At 63.6% G+C, this 22,673-nt stretch carries 20 protein-coding genes; 2 read left to right on the top strand and 18 right to left on the bottom strand.

Annotated elements, in window-relative coordinates:
- Positions 1–30 precede the first annotated feature (30 nt).
- The 13 genes from ACMGF5_RS16450 to leuC all read right to left on the bottom strand — a co-directional run bounded on the left by ACMGF5_RS16450 (position 31) and on the right by leuC (position 14,599).
- On the bottom strand, positions 31–588 hold the full coding sequence (locus tag ACMGF5_RS16450) for a CvpA family protein (RefSeq protein ID WP_012313468.1): 558 nt from the start codon (positions 586–588) through the stop codon (positions 31–33).
- Positions 589–705: 117 nt separating this feature from the next.
- A complete protein-coding gene (locus ACMGF5_RS16445; protein WP_115275640.1) occupies positions 706–1,365 on the bottom strand; it encodes an SPOR domain-containing protein in 660 nt (219 codons plus the stop codon).
- A gap of 4 nt (positions 1,366–1,369) precedes the next feature.
- The gene (gene folC / locus ACMGF5_RS16440) at positions 1,370–2,656 is read right to left on the bottom strand and encodes a bifunctional tetrahydrofolate synthase/dihydrofolate synthase (protein WP_174141812.1); all 1,287 of its coding nucleotides are present in this window, start codon (positions 2,654–2,656) and stop codon (positions 1,370–1,372) included.
- A complete protein-coding gene (gene accD, locus ACMGF5_RS16435; protein ID WP_119688535.1) occupies positions 2,656–3,549 on the bottom strand; it encodes an acetyl-CoA carboxylase, carboxyltransferase subunit beta in 894 nt (297 codons plus the stop codon). Before accD ends, folC begins: the two co-directional genes overlap by 1 nt.
- Before the next feature lie 223 nt (positions 3,550–3,772).
- Positions 3,773–4,393 carry a phosphoribosylanthranilate isomerase gene (locus tag ACMGF5_RS16430; protein ID WP_174141813.1) on the bottom strand — a complete coding sequence of 207 codons (621 nt, stop codon included), beginning with the start codon at positions 4,391–4,393 and terminating at the stop codon, positions 3,773–3,775.
- Between the two features lie 60 nt (positions 4,394–4,453).
- Positions 4,454–5,308 (bottom strand): tRNA pseudouridine(38-40) synthase TruA, encoded by an 855-nt coding sequence (truA, locus tag ACMGF5_RS16425; RefSeq protein ID WP_046786531.1) that lies wholly within the window; start codon positions 5,306–5,308, stop codon positions 4,454–4,456.
- Positions 5,309–5,406: 98 nt separating this feature from the next.
- The gene (locus tag ACMGF5_RS16420) at positions 5,407–8,091 is read right to left on the bottom strand and encodes a FimV/HubP family polar landmark protein (RefSeq protein ID WP_414156973.1); all 2,685 of its coding nucleotides are present in this window, start codon (positions 8,089–8,091) and stop codon (positions 5,407–5,409) included.
- 70 nt (positions 8,092–8,161) lie between these two features.
- Entirely contained in the window at positions 8,162–9,166 is a 1,005-nt protein-coding gene (locus ACMGF5_RS16415) for an aspartate-semialdehyde dehydrogenase (RefSeq protein WP_115275635.1), read from the bottom strand.
- Between the two features lie 142 nt (positions 9,167–9,308).
- A complete protein-coding gene (asd, locus tag ACMGF5_RS16410; RefSeq protein WP_414156972.1) occupies positions 9,309–10,421 on the bottom strand; it encodes an aspartate-semialdehyde dehydrogenase in 1,113 nt (370 codons plus the stop codon).
- Between the two features lie 63 nt (positions 10,422–10,484).
- A complete protein-coding gene (gene leuB / locus ACMGF5_RS16405) occupies positions 10,485–11,567 on the bottom strand; it encodes a 3-isopropylmalate dehydrogenase (RefSeq protein ID WP_115275634.1) in 1,083 nt (360 codons plus the stop codon).
- 54 nt (positions 11,568–11,621) lie between these two features.
- Positions 11,622–12,386, bottom strand: coding sequence for a class I SAM-dependent methyltransferase (locus tag ACMGF5_RS16400; protein ID WP_125924773.1), 765 nt, complete (start codon positions 12,384–12,386; stop codon positions 11,622–11,624).
- 138 nt (positions 12,387–12,524) lie between these two features.
- The gene (leuD, locus tag ACMGF5_RS16395; RefSeq protein WP_414156971.1) at positions 12,525–13,169 is read right to left on the bottom strand and encodes a 3-isopropylmalate dehydratase small subunit; all 645 of its coding nucleotides are present in this window, start codon (positions 13,167–13,169) and stop codon (positions 12,525–12,527) included.
- Positions 13,166–14,599, bottom strand: a complete 1,434-nt coding sequence (gene leuC / locus ACMGF5_RS16390; protein ID WP_046786538.1) for a 3-isopropylmalate dehydratase large subunit — start codon at positions 14,597–14,599, stop codon at positions 13,166–13,168. The genes leuD and leuC overlap by 4 nt, the downstream gene beginning before the upstream one ends.
- Positions 14,600–14,729: 130 nt before the next feature.
- On the opposite strand from leuC, the gene ACMGF5_RS16385 reads away from it, so the two are divergent.
- A complete protein-coding gene (locus ACMGF5_RS16385) occupies positions 14,730–15,608 on the top strand; it encodes a LysR family transcriptional regulator (protein WP_414156970.1) in 879 nt (292 codons plus the stop codon).
- Positions 15,609–15,668: 60 nt separating this feature from the next.
- Positions 15,669–18,965, top strand: a complete 3,297-nt coding sequence (locus ACMGF5_RS16380) for a PAS domain S-box protein (protein ID WP_115275631.1) — start codon at positions 15,669–15,671, stop codon at positions 18,963–18,965.
- Positions 18,966–19,084: 119 nt separating this feature from the next.
- Here ACMGF5_RS16380 and ACMGF5_RS16375 read toward each other — a convergent pair whose 3' ends face one another.
- The 5 genes from ACMGF5_RS16375 to ACMGF5_RS16355 form a co-directional block, all read right to left on the bottom strand.
- Entirely contained in the window at positions 19,085–19,528 is a 444-nt protein-coding gene (locus tag ACMGF5_RS16375; protein ID WP_012313453.1) for an Hsp20 family protein, read from the bottom strand.
- Positions 19,529–19,677: 149 nt separating this feature from the next.
- Positions 19,678–20,649 (bottom strand): tRNA dihydrouridine synthase, encoded by a 972-nt coding sequence (locus tag ACMGF5_RS16370; RefSeq protein WP_046786541.1) that lies wholly within the window; start codon positions 20,647–20,649, stop codon positions 19,678–19,680.
- 51 nt (positions 20,650–20,700) lie between these two features.
- Positions 20,701–21,135 (bottom strand): acyl-CoA thioesterase, encoded by a 435-nt coding sequence (locus ACMGF5_RS16365; RefSeq protein ID WP_046786542.1) that lies wholly within the window; start codon positions 21,133–21,135, stop codon positions 20,701–20,703.
- A gap of 43 nt (positions 21,136–21,178) precedes the next feature.
- Positions 21,179–22,012 carry an alpha/beta fold hydrolase gene (locus ACMGF5_RS16360; protein ID WP_119688525.1) on the bottom strand — a complete coding sequence of 278 codons (834 nt, stop codon included), beginning with the start codon at positions 22,010–22,012 and terminating at the stop codon, positions 21,179–21,181.
- Positions 22,013–22,035: 23 nt separating this feature from the next.
- Positions 22,036–22,575 (bottom strand): TetR/AcrR family transcriptional regulator, encoded by a 540-nt coding sequence (locus ACMGF5_RS16355; protein ID WP_115275628.1) that lies wholly within the window; start codon positions 22,573–22,575, stop codon positions 22,036–22,038.
- Positions 22,576–22,673: the final 98 nt, after the last annotated feature.

Below are 22,673 nucleotides of genomic sequence, written 5' to 3'. Positions count from 1 at the left end.
CTACTTTGATGAAACTTGAGTGAATAGCGCTCAAGGCTTTGCAGGCCCGAGCAACTGTTCCTTGAACGGGAGATCAGCCGGAGTGCTGATCACCCCACTGGACATCCACTGGCTGGTGAAACCCAGGATCAGGTTCTTCGACCAGTCAGCGACCAATAGAAACTGTGGTATCAGGCGAGATTCCTGCCACCAGGTATCCTGCTGCACCGGCCCCAGGCTGAGCAGGCCGATGGCGACCACCACCAGCAAGGCTCCGCGCGCCGCGCCGAAGGCCATGCCGAGAAAACGATCGGTACCGGACAGCCCGGTCACGCGGATCAGCTCACCGACCAGGAAATTGACCATCGCGCCCACCAGCAGGGTGGCGACGAAAAGAATGGCGCAGCCAGCGATGATGCGCATCGATGGGGTCTGGATGTAGCTTTCAAGATACACCGAGAGCGACCCACCGAACATCCAGGCGACTGCACCGGCAATGATCCAGATGAGCAGGGACAAGGCTTCCTTGACGAAGCCGCGCTTGAGACTGATCAGTGTGGAAACGGCGATGATCGCGATGATCGCCCAATCAACCCAGGTAAATGCCACGGTGCTGCCTGCAGACGTTTGAGGCGGCGCATTTTACCAGAGCAAAGGGCCGGGAGTAAGCGGAATGTCAGGCCGATTGGCCAGCCCGCAGATGGGCTGCAGGGCAGCCCCCTGAAATCAACCGCGTTCTGGCTGGAAACGGATCACAAAGCCCTTCAGCTTCTGCTGCCGATTGATTGCATCACGCAGGCGCTCAGCCTCGGCACGCTCGATCAGCGGACCCACATACACCCGATTCATGCCACCGGCCGAACGAATGTAGGCATTGTAACCCTGGCTGCGCAGGGTTTTCTGCAGGTTCTCGGCTCCGGCGCGATTGGACAGGCTGGCCAGCTGGATCGACCAGCTCACCGGCAAGCCGTTGACGTCGATTTTCGACGGTGCGGTAGCGCTTGCTGCTGGCGCAGGCGTAGCGGCCGGCTGCACCTGGGCCTTGGATGCCGGAGCAGGCGCCTGCGGCTTGGGCTGAACTTGAGCCTGGGTTTGCGGCGAAGGCGTGATCGGCTGGCTCGGCGTGGCCACCGGGGCCGAGGACTCATTGACCACCACAGGTGCCTGCTGCGGCTCTTGCGGCAGCGGTTGCGGCTCGGGCACTGCAACCGGCTCTACCTTGACTTCAGGCAAGCTCGGCATCGCTGGAGCCTGCGGGGCCTCGACGCGCACCTGGCGCATTTCGTCCTCGCGGGTGAACAGCATCGGCAAGAAAATCACCGCCAGCGCCACCAGCACCAACGCACCCACCATGCGCTGTTTCATCCCTTTATCCAGCACTGCCATCTACTCACCCCTCCAGGGCCTGCTGCCCCAGCCATTCCAGGGCCTCGGCAACACAGAAAAACGAACCGAACAGCAGGATCTGGTCATCCGCCGTCGCCTGAGCGCATTGCCCATCAAGAGCGGCGCCGACGCTGGAATAAGACTTCACCGACGCGCCGAGGTTCGTCAAGGCGCCGACGAGTTCGGCGGCCGGACGGCTGCGCGGTGACTGCAAAGGCGCCACCGCCCAGTCGTCGACCAGGCCCTGCAACGGCGCCAGGACGCCTGCCAGGTCCTTGTCCGCCAGCAGGCCGAAGACTGCCAGGCGCCGGCCCTTGAGCGGTCGCGCTGACAGGCGACGCGCCAGGTATTCTGCTGCATGGGGGTTATGCCCCACATCCAGCAACAGCTCCACGCGCTTGCCTTGCCAACTGAACGTGCGACGGTCCAGCCGCCCGGTGATACGGGTATCGAGCAGCGCCTGACGAATTTGCCCGGCATCCCAAGGCAGCCCCATCAGCAAATAAGCCTGCAGGGCCAGGGTGGCGTTCTCCATCGGCAGGTCGAGCAGCGGCAGGCCTGACAGCTCCACCACCGCGCCATCTGCTGCTGTCCCGCGCCAGTGCCAGGTACTATCGGCACTGGTCAGATCGAAGTCACGCCCCCGCAGGAACAACGGCGCCGCCAGTTCACGCGCCTTGTCCAACAATGGCCGAGGGGGATCCAGGTCACCGCACAATGCCGGCTTGCCCGGGCGGAAGATGCCAGCCTTCTCGAAGGCTACCAACTCGCGGGTATCGCCCAGGTAATCGACATGGTCGACGCCGATACTGGTCACCAGGGCCAGGTCGGCATCGACGACGTTCACGGTATCCAGACGACCACCCAGGCCTACTTCAAGCACCACGGCATCCAGCCCGGACTGGTAGAACAGCCAGAATGCCGCCAGGGTGCCCATCTCGAAATAGGTAAGGGAAATCTCGCCTCGCGCCGCCTCGACGGCCGCAAAGGCTTCGCACAGGCGCTCATCACTGGCCTCCTGGCCATCGATCAGCACCCGTTCGTTGTAACGCAACAGGTGTGGCGAGCTGTACACGCCAACCTTGAGCCCCTGGGCACGCAGCATCGACGCCACGAAGGCACAGGTCGAGCCTTTGCCGTTGGTGCCGGTGACGGTCACCACGCGGGGCGCCAGCTTGCCCAGGGCCAATCGTGCAAGCACCTTTTGCGAACGCTCCAGCCCCATGTCGATGGCCGAGGGGTGCAACTGCTCGAGGTAGGCGAGCCATTCGCCCAGGGTTCTGTCTTTCATCAGGCGACCGCAGCGGCCTCGCGTGCCTGCTCGGGAGTTTCCTGGCCGGTCATCTGCGCCAGCAGACGCGCCAGGCGTGGACGCAGCTCGCCACGCGAGATGATCAGGTCGATGGCGCCGTGCTCCAGCAGGAACTCGCTGCGCTGGAAGCCCTCAGGCAGCTTTTCGCGCACGGTCTGCTCGATCACGCGCGGGCCGGCAAAGCCGATCAGCGCCTTCGGCTCACCGACAATGACATCGCCGAGCATCGCCAGACTGGCGGAAACACCGCCGTAGACCGGATCGGTCAATACGGAGATGAACGGAATACCCTCTTCGCGCAGGCGGGCCAGCACGGCCGAGGTCTTGGCCATTTGCATCAGCGAGATCAGCGCTTCCTGCATGCGCGCACCACCGGAGGCCGAGAAGCAGATCATCGGGCAGCGGTTTTCCAGGGCATGGTTGGCGGCGCGGACAAAACGCTCACCGACGACGGCGCCCATGGAACCACCCATGAAGGAAAATTCGAAGGCACTAACCACGATCGGCATGCCCATCAGGGTACCGCTCATGGAGATCAGGGCGTCCTTCTCGCCGGTCTGCTTCTGGGCACCGACCAGGCGGTCCTTGTACTTTTTGCCATCGCGGAATTTCAGGCGGTCGACCGGCTCCAGCTCGGCACCCAGCTCGGCACGGCCTTCAACATCGAGGAAGATGTCGATGCGCTGGCGTGCGCCAATACGCATGTGGTGGTTGCACTTGGGGCAGACATCCAGGGTCTTTTCCAGCTCCGGACGATACAGCACGGCCTCACAGGCTGGGCACTTGTGCCACAGGCCTTCTGGCACCGAGCTCTTCTTCACCTCGGAACGCATGATCGAAGGGATCAGTTTGTCGACTAACCAGTTGCTCATGCTTTATTTCTCCAGTATTGGCGGGCGGGGACCAGTCTGGCCGGCCATGCCCTGCCCTTTGAGCTCAAATTCTTCTGTCAAACGATGACGAACCGGCCACAGGGGCTGCCTGCGTACCGCACCGTCTTCAACGTATTCTTTGGCCAACCGGCATGCCGGCAGCCGCCCCGCAGGGCTGCGATAGCTATGGACGATGGCGCGCAGCCAGCCGTCACATCTGGCATCACGCCTGTTTCACCGCGCGCATGAACGCTTCGATCTTCGCCGCGTCCTTTATGCCCTTGGCCTGCTCCACACCACCACTGACATCCACCGCATACGGCCGTACCTGGGCGATGGCCTGGCCGACATTGCCGGCCGACAAGCCTCCGGCGAGAATGATCGGCTTGCTCAGCCGTGAAGGCACCAGCGACCAGTCGAACGCCTCGCCAGTACCACCGGGTACGCCGGCAACATAGGTGTCGAGCAGGATGCCACGCGCACCGGCATAGTGCCGGCAGGCAGCCTCCAGGTCATCACCCGGGCGCACTCGCAGCGCCTTGATCCAGGGGCGGTGGTAGCCTTCGCAGTCAGCCGGGGTTTCGTCGCCGTGGAACTGTAGCAGGTCCAGCGGCACAGCCTCGAGGATCTCGTTGAGTTCGCAGCGCGAGGCGTTGACGAACAGGCCGACCGTAGTCACGAAGGGTGGCAACTCGGCCATGATCGCCTGCGCCTGGCGCACGTCGACGGCGCGCGGGCTTTTGGCATAGAAAACGAAGCCGATGGCATCGGCCCCCGCCTCGGCGGCGGCCAGCGCGTCTTCTATGCGGGTAATCCCGCAGATCTTGCTGCGAACATTGCTCATGGACTGCAAACCCTGAGAAAACACTGAAAGGCCCGATGGTAGCAAAAGCGTTTTCGCCCGTCAGTCGGCCAACGCCTCGTAGCCGGTCAGAAAGTGTGGGCCAATGTAACGCTGTGGCAGCTGGAATTCCTCCGGGTACTCTACCTGCACCAGGTACAGGCCGTACGGATGGGCCGTCACACCGCCTTCGCGCCGGTTGCGCCCTTCCAGCACTTCACGGGCCCAGCCCGCAGGGCGCTCACCTGCACCAATGGTCATCAGCACGCCGGCAATGTTGCGCACCATATGGTGCAGGAAAGCGGTGGCCCGCACATCCAGCACGATCATCTGCCCGTGACGGGTGACCCGCAGGTGATGGATATGCTTGATCGGCGACTTGGCCTGGCACTGGCTGGCGCGAAAGGCACTGAAGTCGTGGGTACCCAGCAGGAACTGCGCAGCATCGGCCATGCGTTCTACATCAAGCGGCCGGTGATTCCAGGTCACTTCCTCGGCCAAGTGTGCCGGGCGGATCGGGTCGTTGTAGATGACATAACGGTAGCGCCGGGCGGTGGCCTTGAAGCGCGCATGGAAATCCGCAGGCATCGGCCGCGACCAGACCACACTGATGTCATGGGGCAGGTTGAAGTTGCTGCCCAGGGTCCAGGCGCGTTCGTCGCGATTGGCGCGGGTATCGAAATGCACGATCTGCCCACACCCATGCACACCGGCGTCGGTACGCCCGGCGCAGACCACCGTGATGGGCTCGTTGGCCACTTTCGACAGGGCTTGCTCCAGTGCCTGCTGGACACTGGGCACACCGCTGGCCTGGCGTTGCCAGCCGCGGTAGCGCGAACCCTTGTATTCCACGCCCAGGGCAATGCGGGTGAAGCCTTCGGCGGCCGATTCGGTGGCAGCGGTGTCGATGATGTCCAAGAGCGTGAAACCTGTGGGGCAATACGAAGTGCCGGGGATTATAACGACAACGGCAGCCTTGTTGGGCTGCCGTTGGTTTTACGCTGCAGGTGAGGCCTTCAGACCAGCCGGGACAGCATGTCTTCGGCTTCCTGACGCTGGGTGTCGTCGCCATCCTTGACCACTTCATCGAGGATGTCACGCGCACCCTGATGGTCGCCCATGTCGATATAGGCACGTGCCAGATCGAGCTTGGTGGCCACTTCGTCGCTGCCGGAGAAGAAATCGAAGTCCAGGTCGTCCAAAGGTTCCGGCTCCTGGGCAGCATCTGCAGCGGTGAAGTGCGGCGCCAGCGACGGCGACTCGAGATTCTGCGAGAGCTTGTCCAGTTCGGCGTTGACGTCGCTCAGCTCCGAAGCAAAGCTCTTGGCAGCCGGTGACTGGTCATCCAGCGACAGCGACAGGTCGAAGTCTTCCGGCAGCTCCAGCTCGGAAATCGGGTCGAACTCAGGGATGGAATCGAAAGCGGCCAGTTCGGCAGCAACGTCGACCGGCTCTTCCTCGACCGGTTCGGCAACGCTCGGCTCACCCATGTCCAGGTCGAAGTCCGCCAGATCATCGACGCTCTGCGGTTCGGCCTGAGCCTGCGCCAGCAAGGCTTCGAAGTCGGCATCGGCATCTGCTTCCTGCACGGCAGGATCAGCGGCGGCGAGCGGCTCGTCATTTACCTGCAGATCCGTCAACGCCGCTTCATCGAGCATCGGCGGTTCAAGGTCGTTCAGGGGCAGATCGTCACCCAGGTCAAGGTCGAAGGCACTGTCCAGACCATTGTCATCAAGGGCAGGCGCTTGAGCATCGGCCTCGGCCTCGGCTTGCGGTTCAGGCTCAGGCTCAGGCTCAGCAACAGCGTCAGGCTCAGGCTCGGCATCGACCTCTGCCGGCGGCTGCGCCTCATCCTGCAACAGATCCTGCACATACTGCTCATCCAGTTCGGCAGCCAGCGCCGCAGCCCCCAGCCCCGCTGCGGCGATGCCGAGCATGGCCGGGTAATGCTCCTTGAGCTGACTGACCTGCGCGATATTTTCTTCGCTGCCCGGCAGCTTGCGCTCCTGCTCCACGAATGCGCTGTGGTCACCCTGGCGCGCATAAACCTCCATCAGCTTCAACCGCAGGCCATCATGCTCCGGTTGCGCAGCGACGGCCGTCTCCAACAGGTCGGCCGCATGGTTCAGACGGCCGCTGGCCAGGCTCTGCTCGACCTCAGCCAACAGCTCGGCATTCGGGTCCTGTGCCGGTGATGGCGCGGCAACGGGGGCTGGGGCTACGGGTTTTTCCGCCGCAACGGCTGCAGCAGCCGAAGCCGCTACCACCGCCGGCGACAGGGTTACGCCAGGCGCCGACACTTCCAGCTCATCGAAGCTGCTCGAAGGCAGGTCGAGGTCGGGGTTACGCTCGCCCTCCTCGGCCAGTGCCCGCGCCATACGCAGGTGCTTTTCGGCCTCCTGCTGGGCTTTGCGTCGGCGCGCCAGCAGCAACAGCAGCAACAGCAGCACGAGGAATGCGGAACCTGCGATCAGGCCCAGCACCAACGGATTCCCCAGCATCTCATCCAGCGCGCCCGGCTGCTGGGCGGCTGGGGCATCCTCGCCAGCCGGGGCAGAGCCAGGCGCGGTGTCGACGGCAGCCGGCGCCGGTGCCACGACGGGCTCGGCGGGCGGTACCTGGGCGTTGCCTGCAGGCTGCGCCGGGGCCGATTCACCAGGCAAGGCGGCGGCCGATGCCGGCTCCCCGGCAGCACCCTGTGCCTCCAGGCGTGCCAGCTGGTCGTTCTTGAGCTGAATCAGGCGCTGCAGCTTGTCCAGCTGGCTCTGCAGGTCGCTCATCCGGCTCTTGAGTTCTTCATTGTCACGACGGCTGGTGTCCAGGCTCTCCTGGGCCACGGCCAGCTTGTCGTTGAGCGCCTTGGCATCGCCAGCGCCAGGCTGGTTGCCTGGGCTGACCAGGCGCAGGTTGTCGCCCCGGGCGATACGCTCGGGCGCCGCATCGGCAGCGCCGCGACGGGTGGCGTCCAACTGCCTGGCGCGGGGGCCGAGGCGCCGGCCCTCACGCCAGGCGGCGTACTGTTCGGCCACTTCGCGATTGGCCTCGGCCTGGGGGATGCTCTGGACCTGCTGACGATCGGGCAGGCGCAACACCTGGCCAACCTTCAACTGGTTGATATTGTTGCCGATAAAGGCATCCGGGTTCAGCGCTTGAATGGCGATCATGGTCTGCTGCACCGAGCCACCGCTTTGGGTATTGCGCGCAGCAATCTGCCAGAGGGTATCGCGGCGTTTGGTGGTGTAGCTGCCGGCGCTGCTGGTCGCCGGGGTGACATTGGCCGCGGCAGGCTGCTCGCCCTGGGCCTTGGCCTGGTCGAGCAGCACACTGTAGTCACGCAGCAGGCGGCCCTGGGGCCACATCACCTGGACCAGAAACTTGACCACCGAGCCCGGCAGCGGCTGACTGGAGGTTACCCGCAGCACGCTCTTGCCATTGGGGTTGATCACCGGGGTAAAGCTCAGGTCCTCAAGGTAGCCCGGATACTCCACCCCGGCCTTGCTGAACTCTTCCGGCGGCGCCAGGCTTGGTGCCACTTCGGCAGCGGTGAGGTCGCGCACATCGAGCAATTCGATCTCGGCGTCCAGCGGCTGGTTCTGCGCCGACTTGAGCGTCAGCTCACCCAACCCCAGGGCATTCGCCATGCCAGATGACAGCGCCGACGCTGCCGCCATGGCCAGAACCAGTTTGCGAATTCGAAGCATGACCTCATCCCTTGTATGAATCGTCCCGAAACCGCATGCGGTGCGGGACAAAAGTGCTCGCCAGTATCTTTTACGCTATGTGTTTAATCAACAATTGCGCCACCTGCACGGCGTTGAGCGCAGCGCCCTTGCGCAGGTTGTCGGTGGTCAGCCACAGGTTGAGCTGCTGGTCTTCGTCAACACCATGGCGTACACGACCAACATAGACCACGTCTTGCCCTACTGCGTCCCCTACCGGGGTCGGATAATCATCCCGCTCGACCAGCTCGACACTGTCGGCACCCTCCAGCGCGGCATTGACCGCAACAAGATCCACCGGATTACGGCTCTGTACCGCCACACTGAAGCTATCGCCAAAAAACACCGGGACTTGAACGCAGGTCACGGAAATCTTCAGTTCCGGCTGCCCCAACAGCACCGGCAGCTCATCAACCAGGCGGCGTTCGAGCGCGGTGTGGCCCTGTTCGTCTGCCGCACCGACCTGGGCCAGCAGGTTGAACGCCACCTGGCGATCGAAGAAACGCGGCTCCAGCGGGCGGGCGTTGAGCAACTCGGCAGTCTGCCGGGCCAGTTCGTTGACAGCCTCCCGGCCCTGGGCAGACACCGCGAGCGCGGCCATGACCTGCACACGCTCGATCTCCAACAGCCCCTTCAGTGGCGCCAGCGCGACGGCCAAGGCCACGGCTGCAGCACTGGGGCTGGCGATGCACGCCGGCAACGCCAGGCCGGCGATGCGCTCGGCGTTGGCCTCAGGCACGACCGCCAGGGCGTCATCCAGGCCGCCAGACAGGTCAATGACCGTGCAGCCGGCCTCACGGGCCTTGCTGGCAAAGCTACGGCTGACGGCCGGGCTGGCGGCGAAGAAGGCCAGTTTGACCTGGGTGAAATCGAAACTGTCGACTTCACGCACTTTGACCTTCTTGCCGGCGAACATCACGCTGCTGCCCGCCGACTCCATGCTGGCCAGCAGGTGCAGCGTGCCGACCGGGAAGTGCAGTTCTTCGAGAATCTGTACCAAGGTTTCACCGACGCTACCGGTGGCGCCGACGACGGCGATGTCCAGGGGTTGGGTCATGGAGAGGATCCTTTTGCTGTAACGGCGGGGGGCGGCACTTTACTCGGATTGTACCGTTTTGTCTGTGCTGGCCCTGTGGGGCGCGCACCATAAAAAAACCCGCGCTGTCACCAGCGCGGGTTTTCTGTTCAACGCAGAACGATCAACGCTCGAGCAGAATCCGCAGCATGCGGCGCAGCGGCTCGGCAGCACCCCACAGCAGCTGATCGCCGACGGTGAACGCGCCCAGATACTGCGAGCCCATGTTCAGCTTGCGCAAACGGCCCACCGGAATGTTCAGGGTACCGGTGACGTTGGTCGGGGTCAGCTCCTGCATGCTGATCTCGCGCTGGTTCGGCACCAGCTTCACCCACGGGTTGTGCTGGCTGATCATGCCTTCGATATCGGCCAGCGGCACGTCCTTGTTCAGCTTGATGGTCAGTGCCTGGCTGTGGCAGCGCATGGCGCCGATGCGCACGCAGATGCCATCGACCGGGATCGGGCTCTTGAAGCGGCCGAGGATCTTGTTGGTTTCGGCCTGGGCCTTCCACTCTTCACGGCTCTGGCCGTTCGGCAGCTCCTTGTCGATCCATGGGATCAGGCTGCCCGCCAGGGGCACGCCGAAGTTCTCGGCCGGGTAGGCCTCGCTGCGCATGGCCTCGGCCACCTTGCGGTCGATGTCGAGGATGGCGCTGGCCGGGTTGGCCAGGTCATCGGCAACTGCCGCGTGGGTAGCACCCATCTGCTTGATCAGCTCACGCATGTTCTGCGCACCGGCACCGGACGCCGCCTGGTAGGTCATGGCGCTCATCCACTCGACCAGGCCCGCTTCGAACAGGCCGCCAAGGCCCATCAGCATCAGGCTGACGGTGCAGTTGCCGCCGATGTAGTTCTTGGTGCCGGCATCGAGCTGCTGGTCGATCACCTTGCGGTTGACCGGGTCGAGCACGATCACCGCATCGTCCTGCATGCGCAGCGACGAGGCAGCATCGATCCAGTACCCCTGCCAGCCGGCTTCACGCAGCTTGGGGAAGACCTCGTTGGTGTAGTCGCCGCCCTGACAGGTCAGGATCACGTCGAGGGTCTTGAGTTCTTCAATCGAATAAGCGTCCTCGAGCGGAGCAATATCCTTGCCCACGTTCGGGCCCTGGCCACCGACATTGGAGGTAGTGAAGAACACCGGCTCGATAAGGTCGAAATCCTGCTCCTCCAGCATCCGCTGCATGAGCACGGAACCGACCATGCCGCGCCAACCGATCAGACCTACACGTTTCATCGCAACTACACCTTTGCTAAAAGTGGGCCGCCACCGACCAAAAACGGTGGCGGGCCAGAGAGATTACAGATTCCGCAGCGCTGCGACTACTGCGTCGCCCATTTCCTGCGTACCTACCTTGCTGCAACCGGCCGACCAGATGTCACCGGTACGCAGGCCCTGGTCCAGGACCTGGCTTACCGCCTGCTCGATGGCCTCGGCTGCGGCCTGCTGGTTGAAGCTGTAACGCAGCATCATCGACACCGACAGAATGGTCGCCAGCGGGTTGGCAATGCCTTGGCCGGCGATGTCCGGCGCCGAGCCGTGGCAAGGCTCGTACATGCCCTTGTTGTTGGCATCGAGCGACGCCGAAGGCAGCATGCCGATCGAACCGGTCAGCATGGAAGCTTCATCCGACAGGATGTCACCGAACATGTTGTCGGTCACCATCACGTCGAACTGCTTGGGCGCGCGCACCAGTTGCATGGCGGCGTTGTCTACATACATGTGGCTCAGTTCTACGTCCGGGTAGTCCTTGGCCACGTCCTCGACCACTTCACGCCACAGTTGGCTGGAGGCCAGGACGTTGGCCTTGTCCACCGAGCACAGCTTCTTGCCACGCACGCGGGCCATGTCGAAGCCGACGCGGGCGATACGGCGCACTTCGCTCTCGCTGTACGGGAGGGTGTCGTAGGCCTGACGCTCGCCGCCTTCGAGTTCACGCTGGCCACGCGGGGCACCGAAGTAGATGCCGCCGGTCAGCTCACGGACGATGAGGATGTCCAGGCCCGAGACGATTTCCGGCTTGAGCGACGAGGCATCGGCCAGTTGCGGGTAGAGGATGGCCGGGCGCAGGTTGGCGAACAGGCCCAGCTGCGAGCGGATTTTCAGCAGGCCGCGCTCAGGGCGGATGTCCCGCTCGATCTTGTCCCACTTCGGCCCGCCCACAGCGCCCAACAGAACGGCATCGGCCTGGCGCGCACGTTCCAGGGTCTCGTCGGCCAGCGGCACGCCGTGCTTGTCGATGGCAGCACCGCCGATCACGTCGTGCTCGAGGCTCAAGCCGAGCTGGAACTTGTCGTTGGCCAGCGCCAGCACCTTGACCGCCTCGGCCATGATTTCCGGACCAATGCCATCACCTGGGAGAATCAGAATCTGCTTGCTCATGCTTTCCTCTATCCATTCAAGCGGTGCGGCCAGCCCGGCCGCACCGTAAAAAACTCAGCGCTCTGCCCACAACACGATCACGTCGGTGCTGAACGAGCCGTCTGCCTCAATCTGGTAATACTGCCGCACTTCCTCGCCCATGGCTTGCTGCAACTGGCGTATGGCCACGCGCAGCGGCTCGGGCGTGCGCATGCGCTCGACCCACGAGGCCCACTCCAGGCGCAGGCGCTGACGGGTGTGGCTGCGGGCATGCAGGCCAGCTTCGCTGACCTGGCGCTGCCACTGGGCGGCAGAATAATCGCGTACGTGGCTGGTGTCGCGCAGCACTTCAACCGTTTGCAAATAGGTATCGAGCAACGGGCTGCCCGGCGACATCACGTCAATGAAGGCTGCCACCCCGCCCGGCTTCAACACCCGACGCACTTCGCGCAACGCCACACCCAGGTCGCTCCAGTGGTGCGCCGAGTAGCGGCTGAAGACGTAATCGAACGAGGCATCGGCGAACGGCAGGCGTTCGGCGGCACCATGCTCGGTGGTGATATTGCCCAGGCCGCGCTCGGCGGCGGCGCTGGCAACCACGTCAAGCATCGACTGCGACAGGTCGTAGGCGACCACCTCTGCCACCAGAGGCGCTACGTGGAAGCTGACATGACCGGCACCACAGCCCAGGTCCAGCACGCGAGCCGCACCCTGCCCCGCCAGCTCGGCTTGCAGCAGGGCGAACTCACTGCCCTGGGCGTGCACGGCGCTGCTGAGGTAGGCACTGGCCTGTTCGCCGAACTGGCGTTGGACCACATCGGTGTGGGTGGTGCTGGTCATGGGCGCATTCCTTTTGATTTTGGGTTGTCTCTACGGCCGCTATCGCCGGCAAGCCGGCTCCCACCGCGACTGCACAGTGCGGGGTCGATGTGGGGGCCGGCTTGCCGGCGATGAGGCCAGCAAACCCGATTACATCATTCAGGCATCACGGAACAGCCAAGGCTGTGCGGTGCGGTGTTTGCCTTCAAACGCCTTGATCGCCTCGCCGTCCTGCAAGGTCAGGCCGATATCGTCCAGGCCATTGAGCAGGCAGTGCTTGCGGAACGCGTCGATCTCAAAGTGCAGCACCTTGCCATCCGGACGAGTCACCGCCTGTGCATGCAGGTCGATGGTCAACTGGTAGCCAGGGTTGGCTTCGACCTGCTTGAACAGCTCGTCGACTTCCTCATCGCTCAGAATGATCGGCAACAAGCCGTTCTTGAAGCTGTTGTTGAAGAAGATGTCGGCGAAGCTCGGCGCGATCACGCTGCGGAAGCCGTATTCGTCCAGCGCCCAAGGGGCGTGCTCACGGCTCGAACCGCAGCCGAAGTTCTCCCGCGCCAGCAACACACTGGCACCCTGGTAGCGCTCGTGGTTGAGCACGAACTCTTTGTTCAGCGGGCGCTTGCTGTTGTCCTGGTAAGGCTGGCCGACGTCCAGGTAACGCCACTCGTCGAACAGGTTGGGGCCGAAGCCGGTACGCTTGATCGACTTGAGGAACTGCTTGGGAATGATCTGATCGGTGTCGACGTTGGCACGGTCCAACGGCGCGACGAGGCCGGTGTGCTGGGTAAAGGCTTTCATGCTGCGCTCCCTTGGATCAACTCGCGAACATCGATGAAGTGGCCAGTCACCGCCGCAGCGGCAGCCATGGCCGGGCTGACCAGATGGGTACGGCCACCGGCGCCCTGACGGCCTTCGAAGTTGCGGTTGGACGTGGACGCGCAATGCTCGCCGCTTTCCAGGCGGTCCGGGTTCATCGCCAGGCACATCGAGCAGCCTGGCTCACGCCATTCGAAACCAGCCTCGAGGAAGATCTTGTCCAGGCCTTCACGCTCGGCCTGGGCCTTGACCAGGCCCGAACCCGGCACGACGATGGCCTGTTTGACGGTGGCAGCGACCTTGCGGCCTTTGGCGATTTCGGCTGCGGCGCGCAGGTCTTCGATCCGCGAGTTGGTGCAGGAGCCAATGAACACGCGGTCCAGTTGGATATCGGTGATCGCCTGGTTGGCGCTCAGGCCCATGTACTTGAGGGCGCGCTCGATCGAGCCACGCTTGACCAGATCGGCTTCGGCGGCAGGGTCCGGCACACGCTGGTCGACGGCCAGGACCATCTCGGGCGACGTGCCCCAGCTGACCTGCGGCTTGATTTGCGCTGCATCGAGCTCGACCACGGTGTCGAATACCGCATCGTCATCGGATACCAGGTCTTTCCACGCCTCGACCGCACGCTCCCACTGCTCGCCTTTGGGCGCATAAGGGCGGCCTTCGACGTAGGCAATGGTGGTGGCATCGGTCGCAACCAGGCCAACCCGTGCACCGGCCTCGATCGACATGTTGCAAATGGTCATGCGGCCTTCCATGGACAGGGCGCGGATGGCGCTGCCAGCAAATTCCATGGCGTGGCCGTTGCCACCGGCGGTACCGATCTTGCCGATCACGGCAAGCACGATGTCCTTGGCCGTCACGCCGGCAGGCAATGTGCCCTCGACGCGCACCAGCATGTTCTTCATCTTTTTGGCGACCAGGCACTGGGTGGCGAGCACATGCTCGACCTCGGAGGTGCCGATACCATGGGCCAAGGCCCCGAAGGCGCCGTGGGTGGAAGTGTGCGAGTCGCCACAGACCACGGTCATGCCGGGCAAGGTGGCGCCCTGCTCGGGGCTGATGACATGGACGATGCCCTGGCGCACGTCATTCATCTTGAATTCGACGATGCCGTATTCGTCACAGTTCTCATCGAGGGTCTGCACCTGCAGGCGCGACACCTGGTCGACGATGGCCTCGATCCCGCCCTTGCGTTCCGGGGTGGTCGGCACGTTGTGGTCCGGGGTGGCGATGTTGGCATCGATGCGCCACGGCTTGCGGTTGGCCAGGCGCAGGCCTTCAAAGGCCTGGGGCGAGGTCACTTCGTGAATGATATGGCGGTCGATGTAGATCAAGGACGAGCCGTCATCACGGCGCTTGACCTCATGGGCTTCCCAGAGTTTGTCGTAGAGCGTTTTGCCAGCCATCAGACTGTTCCTCATCAGCGTCTTTCTATGCCAAAGACCCCTTGGCTTGTACGGACGATGCTATGGCGATAGATTGAATAACTCAAATTCATAATTTTCATGCTTTGCATAACCATCAGGAATCCGAACCATGGACCTGGCCAACCTCAGCGCCTTCATTGCCATTGCCGAGACCGGCAGCTTTTCCGGTGCCGGCGAACGCCTGCACCTGACCCAACCGGCCATCAGCAAGCGCATTGCCGGGCTGGAGCAACAGCTGGACGTGCGCCTGTTCGATCGTTTGGGCCGCGAGGTGACCTTGACCGAAGCCGGCCGCGCCCTGCTGCCGCGCGCCTATCAGATCCTCAACGTCCTCGATGATACCCGACGTGCGCTGACCAACCTGACCGGGCAGGTGAGTGGTCGCCTGACCCTCGCCACCAGCCATCACATTGGCCTGCACCGCCTGCCCCCGCTGCTGCGAGCATTCACTCGCCAGTACCCGGCCGTTGCGCTGGATATCCAGTTCCTCGATTCAGAGACGGCCTATGACGAGGTTCTGCATGGCCGCGCCGAGATAGCGGTCATCACCCTGGCACCAGAGCCCCATCACCTGATCAAGGCCATGCCCGTCTGGGACGACGCGCTGGATTTCGTCGCCGCCCCCGAGCACCCGCTGGCCAGCAATACCCAGGTCAGCCTGGCTGACGTTGCCCGCCATCCGGCGGTATTCCCCGGCGGCAATACCTTCACCCACCACATCGTCCAGCGCCTGTTCGAAAGCCAGGGCCTGGCCCCGAACATCGCCATGAGCACCAACTACCTGGAAACCATCAAGATGATGGTCTCGATCGGCCTGGCCTGGAGCGTGCTACCGCGCACCATGCTCGACGAGCAGGTTGCACCCATCGCTTTGCCCGGCATACAGCTGTCACGCCAGCTAGGCTACATACTGCATACCGAGCGAACGCTATCGAACGCCGCCCGGGCCTTCATGGCCCTGCTCGACAGTCACGCAGGGGCCGCCTGACCGGTCGTCAGCCCTGCACTTCCAACCAGGGACGCGTCAAACGCCAAAGGTCTGGTATCCATGCCCAAATCAGCAAACCGCTTTCCGCGCCTGCCGCGCATCCCTGCGGCCGACCCCCAGGAGTCGGAACTGGCCTGGCAGAACGCTCCGCAATTGCTGGCTGCGCTCAATGGTGCCCGCCTGGGCGCCTGGCTGTGGGACATCGACAGTGGCCGGGTCAGCTGGTCGCGCGGCACCCAGGCACTGTTCGGTTTCGATCCGCAGCGCCCCTTGCCCAACGACATCGACTACCTGGACCTGTTGCCGGAAGAAGATCGCGCCCGCACACGCCAACTGTTCCAGGCAGTGGTCAACGGTGAACCGGCCGAGAAAGCCATGCGCCATCGCATCCGCTGGCCGGATGGCAGCCTGCACTGGCTGGAAATCAACGGCAGCCTGACCCATGATCGCCAGGGCCGGCCTCAGATGATCGGGGTAATCCGCGAGATAACCCGCCAGCGCGAGCGGGAAACCGCCCTGATCAACTCGGAGAAACGCTTTGCCACCCTGTTCCACCTGAGCCCCAACGCAATTCTGCTCACCCGCCACCACGACGGCATGATTTTTGAAGTCAACCAGCATTTCGAAGACATGTTCGGCTGGCCGGGTGACCAAGTGATCGGCAAGACCACCCTGGAGCTGGGCCTCTGGGCAACCCCGGAGCAGCGCCACCTGGTACTGGATGCGACCCGTGCCAGCGGCGGCCCGGCCATCTTGGAAGTGCAGTTGCGCGCCAGCAGCGGCAAGATCCACGATGGCATCCTGTGCGCCCAGGGCATCGAACTGGAAGGGGTGACGTTCCTGCTCAGCACCTTCGTCGACACGTCCGAGCGCAAACGCGCCGAGCAAGCGCTCAAGGATAGCCAGGAACGCCTTGACCTGGCCCTGGACTCGGCGCAACTGGGCACCTGGGACTGGCACATACCCAGCGGCATGCTCTATGGCTCGGCCCGTGCCGCACAATTGCACGGGCTGGACCCGATACCCTTTCACGAATCGTTCGACGCATTTTTCGAAGGCGTGCCCCAGGACGAACGCGATGGCATGCGCCAGGCTTACCGCAGCCTGCGCGAAGGCCCAGAAGGCAACTACCAGATAACCTACCGGGTGCAACTGGAAAACGGCGCTTCACGCTACATCGAAAGCCGCGCTCGCCTGTACCGCGACGAGCACGGCAACCCGTTGCGCATGGCTGGCACCCTTCTGGACATCACCGAGCAGGTCGAGCGCGAACTGCGCCTTAGCGCCTCGGAAGAGAAGTTCGCCAGCCTTTTCCAGGTCAGCCCAGACCCGATCTGCGTAACCCGCCAGGACACTGGCCAGTTCATCGAGATCAACCCGGCCTTCACCCAGACCTTTGGCTGGAGCGCCGAACAGGTGATCGGCCGCACCGCCGAACAGATCGGCCTGTGGGCCGAGTCGATCGAACGCGCCCACCGCATCGAACGGGTTATCCGCGAACAGGCCCTGAGCAATGTCGCCGTGGTGGTCAACCACCGCAACGGCTCACCACTGACCTGTGTGATTTCCAGCCGGCTGGTCAGCGTCGACAACCAGCCCTGCAGCGTCACGACCCTGCGCGATATAACCCAGCAGCAACGGGCCGAAGCGGCGCTCAAGTCCAGTGAAGAGAAGTTCGCCAAGGCATTTCACTCCAGCCCGGACGCCATCACCATCACCGAGCGCCACAGCGGTCGCTATGTGGAAGTCAACGATGGCTTCTGCCGGCTGACCGGCTACAGCACCGCCGAAGTGATCGGCCGCAGCGTCTACGAGCTGGGTATCTGGGCCGACGACAAGCAGCGCAACGCGTTGCTGGTGGAGCTGAAGGAGCGTGGCCGGGTACACCACCGGGAGATGCTCGGGCGCAACAAGCGTGGCGACATTCTCACTGTAGAAGTATCGGTTGAGCCGATCAGCCTCAACGAGGCCGATTGCCTGTTACTCACTGCGCGCGATGTCAGCCAGTTGAAGAATGCCCAGGCACAGATCCGCCACCTGGCCTACCACGACCCGCTGACCAACCTGCCCAACCGCGCCTTGCTGATGGACCGCCTGAGCCAACAGATCGCCCTGCTGCGCCGGCACAACCTGCGCGGCGCCCTGCTGTTCCTCGACCTGGACCATTTCAAGCACATCAACGACTCCCTCGGCCACCCGGTGGGCGACACGGTGCTGAAGATCATCACCGCCCGCCTGGAAGCCAGTGTGCGCCTGGAAGACACGGTGGCACGCCTGGGTGGTGATGAATTCGTGGTACTGCTCAGTGGCCTGGAAGGCAGCCGCGAAGCGGTGGAGAACAAGGTTCGGGAGCTGGCCGATACCCTGCGCGAACTGCTGGCCGAACCCATGTCGCTGGACGGCCAGCGTCTGCAGGTAACCCCGAGCATCGGCGTGGCACTGATCCCCGACCACGGCACCACCCCCGCCGACCTGCTCAAACGCGCCGACATCGCCCTGTACCGCGCCAAGGACTCAGGGCGCAACACCACCCAGCTGTTCCATACCACCATGCAGAAGGCCGCCAGCGAGCGCTTGCGCATGGAAAGCGACCTGCGCCTGGCCCTGGCACGGGGCGAGCTGGCCTTGCACTTTCAGCCCCAGGTGGATGCCCGCGACAACCGCATTGTCGGGGCCGAGGTACTGTTGCGCTGGCATCACCCGCAATTGGGCCAGCAACCGCCGGCTCAGTTCATCCAGGTGCTGGAGGAAAGCGGCCTGATCCTGGAAGTTGGCAGCTGGATACTCGACGAAGCCTGCGACGCTTGTTCGCGCATGCTCGCAGACGGGTTGATCGATGCCGATGATTTCAGCCTGTGCGTGAACATCAGCCCCCGGCAGTTCCGCCAGAACGACTTCGTCCAACGGGTGCTGCGCAGCCTGGACGACTACCGTCTGCCGCGGCACATGCTCAAGCTGGAAATCACCGAGGGCATCGTGATCCAGAACCTGGAAGACACCATCAGCAAGATGCGCGAGCTCAAACGCTATGGGGTGAGCTTCGCCATGGATGATTTCGGTACGGGCTATTCCTCGCTGACCTACCTCAAGCGCTTGCCGGTGGACGCGCTGAAGATCGACCAGACCTTCGTGCGCGACGCCCCGCAAGACTCCAATGACGCCGAGATTGTCCGCGCCATCGTCGCCATGGCGCGCAGCCTTGACCTGGCGGTGATCGCCGAAGGCGTGGAGCTGACAGAGCAACTGGAATTTCTGGAGCGGCTGGGGTGCCACCTGTACCAGGGTTACCTGCACAGCCGGCCGCTGCCGCTACCGGAGTTCCGGCAGATGCTGCTGGAGGCCCCCGCCGATTTCTGAGCAAGGAAAAAGGGATTTGGGGCCGCCAGGCGGCCCAATGCAGGAAAGCCGGCTCCCACAGGGTAGGAGCCGGCTTGCCGGCGATGGGCTGCGTAGCAGCCCTGATAACGCCGCCAGCCTCAGTTGAGTGCTGGTTTGTCACCATTGATCGGGATGCGCTTGGCCTTGGCTTCTTCCGGCACAATGCGCAGCAAGTCAATGCTGAGCAGCCCATTGGCGAGGCCTGCCGATTTGACCTCGATATGGTCCGCCAGGCGGAACGACAGCTTGAACGCGCGCTGGGCGATGCCCTGGTGCAGGTAGGTCACTTCTGCGGCGCCGTTTTCGCGTTTGCCGCCGATCACGGTCAGGACGCCTTTCTCGACCTGAAGGTCGAGGTCCTGCTCCTGGAAACCGGCTGCGGCAACGACGATGCGATAGTGGTCATCGCCATGCTTTTCAACGTTGTAGGGAGGGTAGCTGCTACCCGCCTCGTTACGTGCCGCAGACTCGAACAGGTCGTTGAAACGGTCGAAGCCAACGGAATGGCGGAACAGAGGTGCAAGAGAGAAAGCGGTAGTCATGGTCATAAACTCCTGAGATTCAGCAAGTAAAGTCACTACGCGACCCGGCTTCGGCATCGCGTACTGAATAAATAGGGCTCAGGAGATGGCTTTCAAGGGGCAAAAACAAAAAATTTTGCGGCGGCTTTACCGGCCCCAGGCAGAACTGATCACGCGACACATTCCTCGAATGCCTGCACTTCAACGCCCAGTAACCGGCTGATCCGCTGGCAATCATCTTCCCTGCGCAGCTCGGCAAACAGCAGCACCGCCTCGGGGTAGCTACGCGTCAGCATCGCCAACCACTGCTTCATCCGCCCCGGTGCGTAGCGCGGCGACAGCTTGGCCTGGGCCTGGCGCCAGAACTCGCGCAGCAAAGGCAACAACGCCTCCCAACTCATCGGCTGGTACTCACGCCCGTCCCGCGCAGCCGCAATCTGCAAGGCCAGGTCCGGCCGCGACACCAGCCCCCGCCCGAGCATGATGTCCTCGGCGCCGCTCACCTCGCGGCAACGCCGCCAGTCGTCCACGGTCCAGATCTCACCGTTGGCGAACACCGGCACCTTCACCACATCCTGCACCCGCGCCACCCACTCCCAGTGCGCTGGCGGCTTATAGCCCTCGACTTTGGTGCGTGCATGTACCACCAGGTGCGCCGAGCCGCCCTCAGCCAGCGCGGTCGCACAATCGAGCGCACCGTCCGGGGTATCGAAGCCAAGGCGCATCTTGGAGGTGACCGGGATGTGCGCCGGCACTGCGCGCCGCACTTCACGCACGATGGCGTGCAGCAGTTCGGGCTCCTTGAGCAGCACTGCGCCGCCGCGTGACTTGTTCACGGTCTTGGCCGGGCAACCGAAATTAAGGTCAATCACCGGCGCCCCCAGCTCACAGGCCAGCGCAGCGTTTTCGGCCAGGCAGACGGGGTCCGAGCCCAGTAACTGCACACGCATGGGTACACCGGCAGCCGTGCGCGCGCCCTGACGCAGTTCAGGTGCGAGCTTGTCGAAGGAAGAAGCAGGCAACAGGCGGTCGCACACGCGGATGAACTCGGTGACGCACCAATCGATGCCGCCCACTCGGGTCAGAACGTCGCGCAGGATGTTGTCGACCAGCCCCTCCATAGGGGCCAGGGCAATTTGCATTTCGAGGTCTCGGCGGGAAAAGCCGGCAGTCTACCAAAAAATGCCGGGTATTCAGGCGCCGATCAGCGCAGGACCGTACCCGTCGATGAACTCCGCCGGCATGCGCCTGGGTTTGCCACTGGACAACTCGATGCAGGCAAAGGTGGTCTGCGCGCGCAGCAGCGTCACACCGTCACGCGGGCGCTTGAGCTGGAAGCGCCGGGACATGCGCAGGCGCTGATCCCAATCGATGATCCAGGTTGCCAGTTGCAACTCGTCATCTTCGTAGGCTGCAGCGAGGTAGTCGATTTCATGGCGCACCACCGCCATGGCCCGGTCCAGGCGCCGGTATTCGGCCAGGTCCAGCCCCAGGCGCTGGGAGTGGCGCCAGGCGCAACGCTCCAGCCACGTGACGTAGACCGCGTTATTGGCGTGCCCGAGGCCGTCGATGTCCTCGCTGCCGACGCGCAGGTCGATGATGAATGGCGTTGCCAGGTCCCAACTCATGCCCGCTCCCAATGTCAGTGAACGGGCAGAGTGTATCGGATGTTCAAGCGCTTTGCCGGGCGGGCGCACTGACACGCGCCAGTAATTCGAGCACCGCCTCGCTCACGCGCGGGTCGGCGAGCACGCGCTGGTGGCCACCCTCCTCCAGCCGCAGCAGGCGGCTGTCGAACCAGGCCTTGTGGATGATCTCGGCCTCACCGGCGGGCACCAAGGCATCATCGGCGGCATGCACGACCAGCCCTGGCAGCTCCAACTGGTAACCACTGACATCCAGGCGGTTGATCTGCATGCCGACGTCCTGTTCGACCTTGCGGATGAACGCGGCCCTGGCTCGCGCCGGCAGGCCAAGGTGGCGGGCGAAGCCGCGCAGCACACCAAGCAGCTGGGCCGGCGCTGCAATACTCACCGCAGCCTCGGCCCGAAGCCCCATCTGCAGTGCCAGCAAGACACTGGCACCGCCCATGGAATGGCCTATCACGGCACGCAACGGCGGCAGTTCGGCGGCAGCCTCCAGCAGCGCACGGGCAAACAGCACCACGTGCGCTTGCTGCCCAGGCGAACAGCCATGGGCCGGCCCCTCCAGAGAGACCACGGTATGCCCGGCCTTTACCAGGGTTTCGATCAACGCGGCAAACTGGGTCGCACGCCCTTCCCAGCCGTGCATCAGCAACACGGTCGGGCCTTGCCCCCAACGCAATGCCGACAGCCCGAAGCGCAGGGTGATGCGCTCGGCGCTCGCCAGCAATGGCAACTCCCACTGCCTTGGCGGCAGGTTGCGCGGGGTCATGAAGGCCCGGCGCATCTTGCCGGCCACATGCTCGGGGGCCAGACGCCCCAGGGTGCCATTCACGCCGCGAATCCAGCTCAGGGTAGTCATCGCCTTGCTCCAGGGTCAGAAGCTTAGATAACCGCCGATTTGGCGGCACGCAGGATGCGGTCAGAAAGCTCGCCCGTGCCCAAGGCACGCGCCAGGGCCAGGCCGCCTATCATCAGGGCCAGATCAGCCAGGGCCTTGTCGGCATCTTCAGGGCGGTCAACCATCGCCGCCGTCATCAATTCGATGTGCTCGGCCAGTACCTCGCGAAACACGTCTGGCAGGCGCTGCATCTCGCCGATCGAATTGGGCAGCGGGCAGGCATGCACCTGCGCATCGCGGTGCTTGCGCGACAGGTAGAACGCGCTCACCAGCGCCCGCCGCCCTTCCCCGTCCAGGCTCGGGTCAACGTGAGCCAGCAGGGCCCTGCGCTCGCTGAGCAATTGGCGAAATGCCTCGAGCATGAGCTGGTCCTTGCTGTCGAAGTGCGCATAGAAGCCTCCCACAGTAAGCCCTGCAGCACCCATGACCTGGCTGACGCTTGGCTCGGCGGGGCCGTGCTGGATCAACGCGCTTCGCGCAGCCTCAAGGATCCGCTCGCGGGTCTTGGTCTTCTTGTCGCTCATGGCCGGCTCACGATCAGAATATGATGATCGAAATATTATTCTCATAATATTTTTTGGCAAGCAGAATCGACCACCGCCTGTCGGTGCACATTTTTCAG

Source organism: Pseudomonas sp. BNK-15, assembly GCF_047456105.1.
Lineage (GTDB): Bacteria > Pseudomonadota > Gammaproteobacteria > Pseudomonadales > Pseudomonadaceae > Aquipseudomonas > Aquipseudomonas putida_E.
The sequence above is the reverse complement of the archived record's forward strand: the minus strand, read 5'-3'. Positions and strand labels throughout refer to the sequence as shown.

Coding starts and splice junctions, on each gene's coding strand:
- ACMGF5_RS16445 (WP_115275640.1), bottom strand. CDS start 1,365: ATGGCAGTGCTGGATAAAGGGATGAAACAGCGCATGGTGGGTGCGTTG.
- folC (WP_174141812.1), bottom strand. CDS start 2,656: ATGAAAGACAGAACCCTGGGCGAATGGCTCGCCTACCTCGAGCAGTTG.
- accD (WP_119688535.1), bottom strand. CDS start 3,549: ATGAGCAACTGGTTAGTCGACAAACTGATCCCTTCGATCATGCGTTCC.
- ACMGF5_RS16430 (WP_174141813.1), bottom strand. CDS start 4,393: ATGAGCAATGTTCGCAGCAAGATCTGCGGGATTACCCGCATAGAAGAC.
- ACMGF5_RS16420 (WP_414156973.1), bottom strand. CDS start 8,091: ATGCTTCGAATTCGCAAACTGGTTCTGGCCATGGCGGCAGCGTCGGCG.
- ACMGF5_RS16415 (WP_115275635.1), bottom strand. CDS start 9,166: ATGACCCAACCCCTGGACATCGCCGTCGTCGGCGCCACCGGTAGCGTC.
- asd (WP_414156972.1), bottom strand. CDS start 10,421: ATGAAACGTGTAGGTCTGATCGGTTGGCGCGGCATGGTCGGTTCCGTG.
- leuB (WP_115275634.1), bottom strand. CDS start 11,567: ATGAGCAAGCAGATTCTGATTCTCCCAGGTGATGGCATTGGTCCGGAA.
- ACMGF5_RS16400 (WP_125924773.1), bottom strand. CDS start 12,386: ATGACCAGCACCACCCACACCGATGTGGTCCAACGCCAGTTCGGCGAA.
- leuD (WP_414156971.1), bottom strand. CDS start 13,169: ATGAAAGCCTTTACCCAGCACACCGGCCTCGTCGCGCCGTTGGACCGT.
- leuC (WP_046786538.1), bottom strand. CDS start 14,599: ATGGCTGGCAAAACGCTCTACGACAAACTCTGGGAAGCCCATGAGGTC.
- ACMGF5_RS16385 (WP_414156970.1), top strand. CDS start 14,730: ATGGACCTGGCCAACCTCAGCGCCTTCATTGCCATTGCCGAGACCGGC.
- ACMGF5_RS16380 (WP_115275631.1), top strand. CDS start 15,669: ATGCCCAAATCAGCAAACCGCTTTCCGCGCCTGCCGCGCATCCCTGCG.
- ACMGF5_RS16375 (WP_012313453.1), bottom strand. CDS start 19,528: ATGACTACCGCTTTCTCTCTTGCACCTCTGTTCCGCCATTCCGTTGGC.
- ACMGF5_RS16370 (WP_046786541.1), bottom strand. CDS start 20,649: ATGCAAATTGCCCTGGCCCCTATGGAGGGGCTGGTCGACAACATCCTG.
- ACMGF5_RS16365 (WP_046786542.1), bottom strand. CDS start 21,135: ATGAGTTGGGACCTGGCAACGCCATTCATCATCGACCTGCGCGTCGGC.
- ACMGF5_RS16360 (WP_119688525.1), bottom strand. CDS start 22,012: ATGACTACCCTGAGCTGGATTCGCGGCGTGAATGGCACCCTGGGGCGT.
- ACMGF5_RS16355 (WP_115275628.1), bottom strand. CDS start 22,575: ATGAGCGACAAGAAGACCAAGACCCGCGAGCGGATCCTTGAGGCTGCG.